This is a genomic window from Dyella sp. (assembly GCF_035503745.1).
GTDB lineage: Bacteria > Pseudomonadota > Gammaproteobacteria > Xanthomonadales > Rhodanobacteraceae > Dyella_B.
The window spans coordinates 120,140-131,947 of sequence record NZ_DATJTC010000008.1 but is presented as its reverse complement, the minus strand read 5'-3'; the positions used below and the strand labels follow the sequence as shown (position 1 = coordinate 131,947).

General features: G+C 64.2%; 12 protein-coding genes. 9 read left to right on the top strand and 3 right to left on the bottom strand.

Translation table 11 applies throughout. From position 1 onward, the window contains the following. Positions 1-187: 187 nt before the first annotated feature. Together rimO and VME63_RS02920 are read left to right on the top strand one after the other, a co-directional pair. Positions 188-1,507: a 30S ribosomal protein S12 methylthiotransferase RimO gene (gene rimO / locus VME63_RS02925; RefSeq protein WP_325430069.1), complete on the top strand. Its 1,320-nt coding sequence runs from the start codon at positions 188-190 to the stop codon at positions 1,505-1,507. A 4-nt stretch (positions 1,508-1,511) separates the two neighbouring features. Next, positions 1,512-2,333, top strand: a complete 822-nt coding sequence (locus tag VME63_RS02920) for a DUF3025 domain-containing protein (RefSeq protein ID WP_325430067.1) — start codon at positions 1,512-1,514, stop codon at positions 2,331-2,333. A gap of 210 nt (positions 2,334-2,543) precedes the next feature. Here VME63_RS02920 and greB read toward each other — a convergent pair whose 3' ends face one another. Next, positions 2,544-3,044 carry a transcription elongation factor GreB gene (greB, locus tag VME63_RS02915; protein ID WP_325430065.1) on the bottom strand — a complete coding sequence of 167 codons (501 nt, stop codon included), beginning with the start codon at positions 3,042-3,044 and terminating at the stop codon, positions 2,544-2,546. 234 nt (positions 3,045-3,278) lie between these two features. Here greB and VME63_RS02910 point away from each other — a divergent pair, with 234 nt between their 5' ends. Next, complete coding sequence (locus VME63_RS02910) at positions 3,279-4,775, top strand: transglycosylase SLT domain-containing protein (RefSeq protein ID WP_325430063.1); 1,497 nt, start codon at positions 3,279-3,281, stop codon at positions 4,773-4,775. 202 nt (positions 4,776-4,977) lie between these two features. Here the strand turns inward: VME63_RS02910 and VME63_RS02905 are convergent, their stop codons facing one another. Together VME63_RS02905 and asd are read right to left on the bottom strand one after the other, a co-directional pair. Continuing rightward, positions 4,978-5,391, bottom strand: a complete 414-nt coding sequence (locus tag VME63_RS02905; protein ID WP_325430061.1) for a hypothetical protein — start codon at positions 5,389-5,391, stop codon at positions 4,978-4,980. Positions 5,392-5,569: 178 nt separating this feature from the next. Next, positions 5,570-6,415, bottom strand: coding sequence for an archaetidylserine decarboxylase (gene asd / locus VME63_RS02900; protein WP_325430059.1), 846 nt, complete (start codon positions 6,413-6,415; stop codon positions 5,570-5,572). A 65-nt stretch (positions 6,416-6,480) separates the two neighbouring features. Between asd and VME63_RS02895 the strand changes: the two genes are divergently transcribed. From VME63_RS02895 to VME63_RS02870, 6 genes are all read left to right on the top strand, one after another. After that, positions 6,481-6,807 carry a cupin domain-containing protein gene (locus VME63_RS02895; protein WP_325430057.1) on the top strand — a complete coding sequence of 109 codons (327 nt, stop codon included), beginning with the start codon at positions 6,481-6,483 and terminating at the stop codon, positions 6,805-6,807. 100 nt (positions 6,808-6,907) lie between these two features. Beyond that, entirely contained in the window at positions 6,908-7,834 is a 927-nt protein-coding gene (gene prmB / locus VME63_RS02890) for a 50S ribosomal protein L3 N(5)-glutamine methyltransferase (protein WP_325430055.1), read from the top strand. A gap of 346 nt (positions 7,835-8,180) precedes the next feature. Then, positions 8,181-9,269, top strand: coding sequence for a chorismate synthase (gene aroC / locus VME63_RS02885; RefSeq protein ID WP_325430053.1), 1,089 nt, complete (start codon positions 8,181-8,183; stop codon positions 9,267-9,269). Positions 9,270-9,341: 72 nt separating this feature from the next. Beyond that, complete coding sequence (locus VME63_RS02880) at positions 9,342-10,355, top strand: D-glycerate dehydrogenase (protein ID WP_325430208.1); 1,014 nt, start codon at positions 9,342-9,344, stop codon at positions 10,353-10,355. A gap of 82 nt (positions 10,356-10,437) precedes the next feature. After that, a complete protein-coding gene (locus VME63_RS02875; protein WP_325430050.1) occupies positions 10,438-11,466 on the top strand; it encodes an aspartate-semialdehyde dehydrogenase in 1,029 nt (342 codons plus the stop codon). Next, on the top strand, positions 11,466-11,759 hold the full coding sequence (locus VME63_RS02870; protein WP_325430048.1) for a hypothetical protein: 294 nt from the start codon (positions 11,466-11,468) through the stop codon (positions 11,757-11,759). Before VME63_RS02875 ends, VME63_RS02870 begins: the two co-directional genes overlap by 1 nt. The last annotated feature ends 49 nt before the right edge of the window (positions 11,760-11,808 follow it).

Genomic DNA, 11,808 nt, shown 5'->3' with positions numbered 1-11,808 from the left:
TGGGTGGCTTTGAACCGTTATCTTTGAGCTGAAATCGCTTCAAAAGCCCATTTTGTGAAGCTGGGTTCGCGTTGCCTCGGCGCTATGAGTGGAGCCCGGGCCGTTTTGAGGGAAGGAGGGGCGGCCCCTGCAGCCCGGGTTACGGCTATAATTCGTCGTTTGCCAATACCTTAACGGTCCCCAGGTCATGTCCAAGGCCACCCAGAAAATCGGTTTCGTCAGCCTCGGCTGCCCCAAGGCGCTCGTCGACTCCGAACGCATCCTCACCCAGCTAAAGGTCGAGGGCTACGAGATTGTGCCCAGCTATGACGCCGCCGATGCCGTGGTAGTCAATACATGCGGCTTTATCGATGCGGCGGTGCAGGAGTCGCTGGATGCGATCGGCGAAGCGCTGCATGAAAACGGCAAGGTGATCGTCACCGGGTGCCTGGGCAAGCGTTCGGAGCTGATCCGTGAAGCCTATCCGGATGTATTGGCCATCAGCGGCCCGCAGGATTACGCCAGCGTGATGAACGCGGTACACAGCGCGCTGCCGCCCAGGCGCAATCCGCTACTGGATATCGTTCCCGACACGGGCATCAAACTGACGCCCAAGCATTACGCCTACCTCAAGATTTCCGAGGGCTGCAATCATCGCTGCAGTTTCTGCATCATTCCCTCGATGCGCGGCGACCTGGTTTCGCGCCCGGTGGACGAGGTGCTGGTCGAAGCCGAGCGCCTGGTCAAAGGCGGCGTGAAAGAGCTGCTGGTGATCTCGCAGGACACCAGCGCCTACGGGGTGGACGTCAAATACGCCGAGCGCACATGGCGGGATAAAACCTATCGCACGCGCATGCTGGAATTGTGCGAGGGGCTTTCCGAACTGGGCGTGTGGGCACGCCTGCACTACGTGTATCCCTATCCGCACGTCGATGAGATCATGCCGCTGATGGCGGAAGGGAAAATCCTGCCGTATCTGGACATTCCCTTCCAGCACGCCAGTCCGCGCATCCTCAAGCTGATGAAGCGGCCGGGCAACATCGACAAGACGCTCGATCGCATCCACAGCTGGCGCAAGCAGGTGCCCAATCTTACCCTGCGCAGCACCTTCATCGTCGGCTTCCCCGGCGAAACGGATGCCGAATTCGAGGAACTGCTCGATTTTCTGCGCGAAGCCGAACTCGATCGCGTGGGCGCGTTCGCCTATTCGCCGGTGGAAGGTGCCAAGGCGAACGAGTTGCCCAACCCCGTCTCGGAAGAATTGAAGGAAGATCGCCTGGAGCAGTTCATGGCCGTACAGGCGGAAATCTCCGCGGCCAAGCTGCAGCGCAAGATCGGCCGCACCATCCAGGTGCTGGTGGACGAGGCAGGCGCGCAGGGTGCCGTCGCGCGTTCGGCCGCCGACGCGCCGGAGATCGACGGCGTGGTGCATATCGCCAACGGTCAATCGCTGAAGCCGGGCCAGTTGGTCGATGTGCTGGTCGAGGCCGCCGACGAGCACGACCTGCACGCGCGCCTGGCAGGCTGATCCCGTGCGCCGCACGCGCTACGTCGCGCCGGCACGGGACGCCGTGGACCGGAGGGTGTTTGCGCGCGCGCCGTTGATGCAGTGGCACGATTATCGCGATTGGCTGGAAGGTACGCATTGGCCGCGCATCGACGCGCTCAATGCACGCTGGCCGGGCGGTGTGCGCGAGCACTTCGTTGCCCAGACCCGCGCCTTGCTCGACGATGGCCTGCATTACGAAGAACGCATCGCGCAACAAGGCCTGATCGCCACGCGCGAGGCCAACTGGCACGACTTGTTCAACGCGATGATCTGGCTGCGCTATCCCCAGCTCAAGCGCTCGCTCAATCGGCGACAAGTTGCCGAGGTGGCGCGCGTGGGTCCGCGCGAGCGTTCGCGGCCGCAGTGCGCGCAAACGCATTTCGACGAAGCGGGTGCCATAGTCGTGCTGCGCGATGCAAGCTTGCTTGCATTGTGGGATGCGCATGACTGGCATGGCCTGTTCTGGCGTCATCGCGATGCGTGGTCAACGGGTGCGATCAGCGTGGCGCTGTTTGGCCATGCCTTGCTGGAACACGCACTGACCCCGGACAAGCTGCTGGTGGGAAAGGCCATCGTGGTGCTGTCCGATGCGGCCGCCGGCGACGATGGCGCCATCGGCTGTTGCGCCCAGGCCATCGCGCAGGAGCGCTTATTGCGCGATCCGCTTGAGCTTCGCCCGCTGCCCTTGTCAGGCATTCCCGGTTGGCATCCCGACAACGGCGAGGAGTCGTTCCATCTTTGCACGCCGTGCTATCAGCCCTTGCGCGAGGGCCGGGTCTATCCGGCGCCGTTGCGCTTGTCTTAAGGATGCTCTGGTTAATGCTTTGCTGGTGGCCTTCCGGACATCACCCCATCAAGTAAAATTCAAAGTGCTGGGGCCAGCGCTGTCTGTCCGCATGCCTTCGGTCCATCGTCTTGACAGACAGCCCGTCTGCCGGCGCCGGTGGCCCTGTGGCCTTCGAACAGACAGAGCGGGTGACACCGACGAAGCATTAATCAGCGCATCGTTAAGCGCTTATTCGTAATCGACGGCGGTAATGACGAAGCGCGTGCGGCCGCCGGGCAGTTCGGCTTCGAATTCGTCGTCCAGTTTCTTTTTCATCACCGCTTTGGCCAGTGGCGAATCGATGCTGATCCAACCGCGCCGCGCGTCGGTTTCGTCGGGGCCGACGATGCGGTAGCGCAGCATGTCGCCGCTCGCGGCGTTCTCCAGTTCGATCACGGCGCCGAAAAAAACCGTCTCGCGGTCGGCGGGCGCGCCTTGGGCCACTTTCAGCGAAGGGATACGCTTGCTGAGATAGCGCACGCGGCGGTCGATCTCGCCGAGCTGTTTCTTGCGATACGTGTATTCGGCGTTTTCCGAGCGGTCCCCTTCGGCCGCGGCCGCAGCCAGTGCCTTCACCACTTCCGGACGCAGGGCGTGCCAGAGGTGATCGAGCTCGCGCTTGAGTTGTTCGAACCCTTCGCGGGTGATGATTGCGGTGGAACGTGGGGCAGGGGGGCGCCAACGGCTCATGTCGATAGTTTGCTCAGTATTTGCGGCCCTTGTCCGGCGCCGCGCCGAAGATACCGCGAGCGGAGCGTCGGCGTGGCTACGTCCTGATGGGCGGCGAGGGAGACACCGTTGCACCTGAACGGGAAAGGCTTTCGGGCAGACGGTGAGATTGTAGCGACTGGACGCCGCAGCGAAATAAGTTGTTTGCGTGTGCAGGCGCCGCTATGGTTGCGCCTTTGGTGTTGGTGTAACCCGATGTCTTACCGTACTGCCGTTCGTTCCCTCCGTCTGGTTTCCCTGGTTGCCGCGCTGGTTCAGGTAGCAGGCTGTGCGTCGGGCAACGCCGCGACCAAGCCGCAGGCGTCGTCGTCCGTCACTACGCTGAACGCACTGTACGCACAGATCGACCAGGCCAGCCAGAGCTACGAAACCGCCCTGCAACAGACGCGCGCGGGCGATGAAGAGGAAGCGGGAAAGACGCTGGAAGGGGCGATCAACCAGCTCAAGGATGCCGCGGCGCATTGCGGTAACACGCCCGGGTGCGATCCGCAGCGCTTTTTCTCGGTCTACGACCATCTGCTTCGCTTGAAGGACGGCAGCTTCATCGGCGACCAGTTGCCGGGCGAAGACACCACCGAAGCCACCGTGGCGCCGTTGCCCGGGCAGGCCGGCGCGGCCAGCCTGCCCCAGGCGCAGCGCAGCGTGACGTTGCTGCGCGGACATCAGCTTTCTGACCTGATCGCCATGAACGGCCCAGTGAAGGCTGCGCTGGAGATGTGGCTGACGCAGTGGCGTTCCAACCTGATGGACGCCTACGTCAATTACCAATACCTGCGCCACGAAATGTGGCCGCAATACCAGCAGGAAGGGCTGCCGGAGGCCTTGCTGTTCGGCATTCTCGCCAAGGAATCGGGTGGCAAGGTGCACGCGGTGTCGCGCTCGGGCGCGGCCGGCCCGCTGCAGTTCATGTATGCCACCGGGCTACGCTTCGGGCTCAGTGACCAGGATGGCTTTGACACGCGCTTCGATCCGGCCGAATCGGCGCGCGCGAATGCCCAGTACATGGACGAGCAGCTGAAAGTTTTCAACGACAATCTCGAACTTACCCTTGCGGCCTACAACGGCGGCGAGGGACGCATGCGCCGGCTGGTGGGCGACGATACCTCGGTCAGCTTCTACGACCCGCGCATCTACGCCCAGCTGTCGCAGGAAACCCGCGACTACGTGCCGGAAGTGCTGGCGGCGGCATGGTTGTTCCTGCACCCGGACAGCTACAACCTGCGCTTCCCGCGTGTCGATGGCGAGCCCGGCAGCATCACTCTCAAACGCGCGGCGTCGATCTCCGAACTCACCGTATGCCTGGGCTCGGTCGGCGACATGTCCGAAGGCTGGTTCCGCACCTTGCGCAACCTCAATCCCCGGCTCGATCCGCAGCAGGAGCAGCCGGTAGGTGCGGTGCTGCAGGTGCCCAAGCTGCTGGAAAAAGCCTACGCGGTGCGTTGCGTGGATGGACCGTGGCCGATCCTGGCCAGCGACCTGCACAACGCCGTGGTACCGGTGTTTCCCGATCCTCCGCCCGCGGTGGCGGCGGACCCCATCGTTCATTACACCGTGCGCCGCGGCGATACGCTGGCCGGCATCTTGCGCAGGCACAGCGGTTGCTCCAGCAAGAACGAAGTGGCCCGCATGAACAATCTGAAGTTCGATCACGTGAGGGTAGGGCAGGTGCTCAAACTGCCGAGCTGCCGCTGAGTGCGCCAAAGGGCGAGGGATGAGTAGCGAGGGTTGCCTCGATAACGGGTCGCTGCCTAGTGCGCCCCGCCGGAATGCCTTCGTTATCGCCTATCCTTTCCAATGCCGGAGAGTGAAGGGCTACGGAAGCCCTCGCTACTCATCCTTCGTCCCTTGGTGATGCGTTGACGGGAGGCAATCTGCTTCGACGAGGGGCGCTGATTCAGGCCGCAGCGCCCGAACGCATCCACTGTGCGACGCTGTTGGGCTGTTCGCCGCCGGCGTCGCGCAGCTCGCGCAATACGCGCAGCAGCTGGCGGTGCTGCGGCTGTAGCGCGGTGTACGGCGAATCCTTGGTTTCGTGGTAGGCCACGGCCAGCCACAGGGCGATGCCGCGCAGCGCGACTTCCGGATTTTCCGACTGCGCGCGGCTATAACCGATGTCGGTGCCCTGGCCCCAGGCCGCATAACGCTGTTCCGGCGCCGTGCCGTACAAGTGCGGGAATTCGCATTTGGACGCCTGCCCGATTTCGCGCAGGGCCATCAGGCCAAGGCGGGAGCGCGTGCGTACCGGCAACGCGGAGACACTGCGCTCGATCTGCCGGAACTGCCGTTGCAGCTGACGGGCACGAGTCATCGCGATTAGGCGGGTGACGATCTGCATGGAACCCCTCACTGGACAAATGCCGCACGGTGCGGACTGACCATGGAGGATAGCCACGCACCGGCCGGCGATGCGCCGAAAACGTCACAAAATGACGACATGCGTCAACGTTCGGCGAATTGGGCGTATCGCCTCACGTAACTTGCATCGATTAAATGTGACGCAGTTCACCTAATCGCTCGCCAACCTTGATCGCCTGCTGCGGCGACAGTGCGTCCAGCTCGGCGCTGCCCTCGGGCAACAGCACGATTACGGTGGAGCCCATGTTGAAGCGCGCCATCTCGCTGAAGCGATCGAGCGAAATATTTTGTCCCGCAAACGACTTGCGCCGGACTGAGGAGGCATACGGCGGTATCACCAGCCCATCCCAGACGGTGGCGACCGACGACACCAGGATGGCCCCGACCATCACTACCGCGAACGGGCCATGCTCGCCCTCGAAGTGGCAGACCAGCCGCTCGTTGCGCGCGAACAACCGGGGAATCGCCTCGACCGCAAAAGGGGCCACGCTGAAGATTCGGCCCGGTATATGCACAGTCTCCCTCAGCTCGCCGCGCAAGGGCATATGCACGCGATGGTAGTCGCGCGGCGAGAGGTAGATGGTGACGAAGCGTCCGTGGCGGTAGGGGGCTACCGCGGCTTCGTCGCCAAGCAGCTCGGCGGCTGTGTATTGCTGTCCCTTGGCCTGGAAGATGCGGCCGTCGAGGATGGGGCCCGCCTGGCTGATGCGGCCATCTGCCGGCGCGAGCAGGGCGGTTGGGGCCGCATCAGCACGGCGGGCATCGGGGCGCAGTTTGCGCGTGAAAAATGCATTGAAGTGAGGGTAGGCAAGCGGATCCGGTTGTGCGGCTTCGGCCATGTTGACCTTGTAGCGGCGCACGATCTGGCTCACCAGAAAGTTCTTCCAGGGCGCGAAGGTCCAGCGCGTGGCCCAGTAAACCACGCGCGAAAGCGCCCGATGGGGAAGGATGTATTGCAGGAATACCTTGAAAGTCATCAGGCAAGTATAAGGAAAACGGAGCGATTCCAGGCGGGGGCTGGAAAGTTCTGTGGGAGGTTCTCATGCAACAACGTATGACGCCGGCCGCTGCCCTGGCCGCGCTCGACCAGGCCGGCAAGTCTGCGCTTGGCCTGTTCAAACACGGCTCGCTGGAGGTGGAAATCTTCCAGCCCTGCGGCATCGACACGCAGACACCGCATCGCCGCGATGAAGTGTGCGTGGTGATTTCCGGCAAAGGCTATTTCATTTGCGGGGACACGCGGCAGCCTTTCGGGCCCGGCGAAGTGCTGTTCGTGCCGGCCGGCCGCCCCCACCACTTCGAGGATTTCAGCAAGGATTTCAGCGCCTGGGTGATGTTTTACGGTCCCCAGGGAGGGGAGGCCGCGTAAGCGCGCCGGCACCGGAGGTGGATCTGCAGCCATGAACCCGCGTGGGGACAATGATGAGCAGTCGCTATACTTCACAGCCCCCAAGCCGGACCGTGCCCACGTGACTGCCGAACTCGCCTCGATCATCGATTTTATCCGTTACGGCGCCAGCCGCTTTTCCGCTGCCGGGCTGACTTTCGGGCATAGCCACGACAACCCGATCGATGAAGCCACCCACTTGGTGCTGGCCAGCCTGCATCTGCCGCCGGACATTCCGCCGGCCTACGGTGCCAGCAAGCTGACCGGCGAGGAGCGCGTGCGTGTGCTCAACCTGATCGAGCGGCGCATCAACGAGCGCCTGCCGGTGGCTTATCTGGTCGGGGAAACCTGGTTCGCCGGCATGAAGTTCAAAAGCGACCGCCGCGCCCTGGTGCCACGCTCGCCCATCGCCGAATTGATCGAGTCGGGCTTCACCCCATGGCTCGACGGCCGCCACGTGGAGCGTGCGTTGGACCTTTGCACCGGCTCAGGCTGCATCGGCATCGCCATGGCCGAATACCACCCGCACTGGCACGTGGACATCGTCGACATCAGCGACGACGCCCTGTCGCTGGCGCGCGAGAACGTGGCCTTTCAGCACGTGGGCGACCGCGTGGACGTGGTGCGTTCGGATCTTTTCGCGGACCTCAAGGGGCGCAAGTACGATCTGATCGTGTCCAACCCGCCCTATGTCACCGAGGACGAATACGCCGCGCTGCCCGGCGAATACAGCCATGAGCCCAAGCTCGGCCTGACCTCCGGTGAAGACGGACTGGACATCTGCCTGCGCATTCTCGACGAGGCATCCGCGCATCTCACCGCCGATGGCTTGCTGATCGTGGAAGTTGGCGAGAGCGAGCACGCGCTCAACGCGCTGCTGCCGGAAGTGCCTTTCGTGTGGATCGAGTTCAAGGTCGGGCCGATGGGTGTGTTCGCGCTCGAACGGCGCGAGTTGCTTGAACACGCCGAGGCGATCCGGGCCGCGGCGGCGGCGCGCCGTTCGCGCTGAGCCGGTTGTCGCTGCCGGCGGAGCCGACCACCGCAAGCTTGCATAGGCACGCGCTGCGCGAAGAAGATGCCCGGGCGGTGTTTCGCTATCGCCGCCTTGTCGCGCTCCCAAGGCCTGCGCCGGGAAGCGCATTTTCGGAAAAGTCTGCCGTTGCGCGGCGAGTGCGTCGACGGTGTCGTCGTCGCTCTGCTGGCGCGCGCGTGGTCTTCGAACGCCATGCACGCTTGAAAGGCTGCAGCGCCGGAGCGCACGGCGTGGCAAGATGCGGGGACGGCCGGGACATCGCACAGCTTATGGCACCCGGCTTAGGCGTATTGGCCATATCCCAACGCAATGGGTCTGATTCGTGTCCAGCAACTCCACCGGCAAGCTATTTACTGTCACCACCTTCGGCGAAAGCCACGGACCGGCCATTGGCTGCGTGATCGACGGCTGTCCGCCGGGGTTGCCGATCGCGGTGGAAGAATTTCGTACTGACCTGGATCGCCGCGCCACTGGACGCAGCCGGCATACGTCGCAGCGACGCGAAGCGGACGAGGTGGAAGTCCTTTCCGGCGTCTATCAAGGGTGCACCACCGGCACGCCGATCGCATTGCTGATCCGCAACACCGACCAGCGCAGCAAGGACTACGGCGACATCGCCGACACGTTCCGTCCCGGGCATGCCGACTACACCTATTGGCAAAAGTACGGCATCCGCGATCCGCGCGGCGGCGGGCGTTCGTCCGCGCGCGAGACCACCATGCGTGTCGCCGCGGCGGTGATCGCCAAGAAGTGGCTGGCCGAGCGCCATGGCGTGCGCGTTCGCGGTTATCTGGCGCAACTGGGCCAGGTCACGCCCGAAGGCTTCGATTGGGATGCGGTGGAGCAGAACCCGTTTTTCTGGCCGCATGCGCCGCAGGTTTCCGCGCTGGAGCAATACATGGATGCCTTGCGCAAATCCGGCGATTCGGTCGGCGCGCGCGTGAACGTGGACGCCGAAGGCGTGCCGCCGGGCTGGGGCGAGCCCATCTACGGCAAGCTGGACGGCGACCTCGCCGCGGCGCTGATGTCCATCAACGCGGTCAAGGGCGTGGAAATCGGCGATGGCTTCGATGCCGTCGCCCAGCGCGGCAGCCAGCATCGTGACGAAATGCATATGGACGGCTTTACGTCCAATCATGCCGGTGGCATCCTTGGCGGGATCAGTACGGGGCAGGTTGTACGTGCCTCGATCGCCCTCAAGCCCACTTCCAGCATCCTGATACCCGGCCATAGCGTGAACCTGGCCGGCGAACCGGTCGAGGTGGTAACCAAGGGGCGCCATGATCCCTGCGTCGGCATCCGCGCCACGCCCATCGCCGAGGCGATGGTGGCATTGGTGCTGATGGACCACGCGTTGCGCCATCGTGCGCAGTGCGCCGATGTGGGCGAGATAAAACCGCGCATTCCCTGATGGAACGGGGGCCGGCACTGCGCTGCGCCGCGGTCCGGCAGGCAGCAGATGTCCGAGGCAATGGTCGTCACGATGAGCAAGGCACACACCGTCTGGGTTTCGCGCCCGTTGTTTCCCGAGGTACTGGCCACGCTTGCCCAGTACGTGGAAGTGCGCGTGGAATCGAAGGAAAGCAAGCGCGCGCCGGAACAACTGCGCGCCAAGCTGGCCAGGGTTGACGGCGCCATCGTGGGCCTGGGCGATCGCATCGATGCCGGCGTGCTGGCCGGCAACCGCTGCTTGCGTGTCATCGCCAATCTTGGCGTTGGCTACAACAACCTCGATCTTCCCGCCCTCACCGCGGCGGGCATCCTTGCCACCAACACGCCGGACGTACTTACCCAGACCACGGCCGACTATGCCTGGGCCTTGCTATTGGCCGCCGCACGCCGTGTCAGCAGCGCCGAACGCTGGCTGAGGGCAGGCCGCTGGCGTGGCGGCATGCGCTTTGACGACTGGCTGGGCGTGGACGTCCACGGCAAGACGCTGGGCATCCTGGGCATGGGCCGCATCGGACAGGCGGTGGCACGCCGCGGTGCCGGTTTCGACATGAAGGTCATCTATCACAACCGCTCCCGGCTACCGGACGCCGTCGAGCGCGAATGCCGCGCAAGCTGGGTGGAAAAGCGCCAGTTGCTGGCGCGCGCGGACCATCTTGTGCTGGTGCTGCCTTACAGCGCGCATAGCCACCATGCGATCGGCGCTCCTGAACTGTTGCACATGAAACCTACCGCAGTGCTGGTAAACATCGCGCGCGGCGGCATCGTGGACGATGCGGCCCTGGCCGCCGCGTTGCGCGAAGGGCGGCTGGCCGCCGCGGGGCTGGACGTGTTCGAGGGAGAGCCGGCGGTGAATCCTGCCCTGCGCGAACTCGACCAAGTCGTACTCAGCCCGCATATCGCCAGCGCCAGCGCCGATACGCGCCGCGCGATGGCCCAACTGGCCGCCGACAATGTGCTGGCCGCGCTGGGCCACGGCCCCAACGCGGGACACCCGCCTTCATTACTGAATCCTGAAGCGCGCGGTGGGCGTGCCGCCGAAACGTGATATGCCTCACGCTGACGAAGCCCTGTCGTGTCGTTCGCGCGCCGCGCAGGCTAGATTCCAATTCCCTGACAAGTGACCTCCGATGAGCAAGAAGAGCAGCTACAAGGTAGCCATGGTGGGCGCGACCGGCGCCGTCGGCGAAACATTGCTGAGCATCCTGGCCGAACGTGAATTTCCCATCAGCGAGCTGGTGCCGCTGGCCAGCGAGCGTTCCGCCGGCGGTAAGGTGGAGTTCGGCGGCAAACAGGTCACCGTGCGCAACCTGGCCGATTACGACTTCTCCGGCGTGGACATCGCGTTCTTTTCCGCCGGCGGCTCGGTAAGCCGCGAGCACGCGCCGCGCGCGGCGCAGGCGGGCGCCGTAGTGATCGACAACACCTCGGAGTTCCGCTACCAGGACGATATCCCGCTGGTGGTAAGCGAGGTCAATCCGCATGCCATCGCGCAATACACCACGCGGGGCATCATCGCCAATCCCAACTGCTCCACCATGCAGATGCTGGTGGCGCTGGCGCCGATCCACCGCGCGGTGGGCATCGAGCGTATCAACGTGGCCACCTATCAGTCGGTGTCCGGCGCCGGCCGCTCGGGCATGGAGGAGCTGGGCAAGCAGACCGCCGCGCTGCTCAATTTCCAGGACGTGGAGCGCTCGAAGTTTCCCAAGCAGATCGCCTTCAACGTGATCCCGCACATCGACGACTTCCAAGACAACGGCTACACCAAGGAAGAAATGAAAATGGTGTGGGAGACGCGCAAGATCCTCGAAGACCCAGCCATCCAGGTGAACCCCACGGCGGTGCGCGTTCCGGTGTTCTACGGTCACGCCGAGGCCGTGCACATCGAGACGCGCGACAAAATCACCGCCGAACAGGCGCGCGCGCTGCTTGAAGATGCCCAGGGCGTGGTGGTGCAGGACGAGCGCAAGCCCGGCGGGTATCCAACCCCGGTGGGCGATGCCGCAGGCCAGGACCCGGTGTTCGTGGGCCGCCTGCGCGAGGACATCTCCCACGAACGCGGGCTGGACATGTGGATCGTGGCCGACAACATCCGCAAGGGCGCGGCGCTGAATGCCGTGCAGATCGCCGAATTGCTTATCGAGGACTATCTGTAATGCGCCATGTCGCGGCAGTGATCTTGGGGGGGCTGCTGATGTGCACGCAGGCCTTCGCTGGCCCCCAGGCTTCCGGCGCAGCCGTCGGGGACAAGTCCGTCACCGCCGCCCATGCGAAAGTGGCCAGCAGCCAGGCCGAGGTCGACCGGCTGCAACAGCATGTCGGCCAGCAGGAATCGGTCAGCCGGGACGCGGCCGCGCGCCTGCAACAGCAGGACCGTACCATTGCCCAATTGCGCGAGCAGCTGAAGGCCGCGCAAAAAACTTCGAAAAAGCCGGTGGACGGGCATTGACGCCCGTCACGTCTGGCAAAAAAATCGCTCTGGGACGGGCCTTGACCGG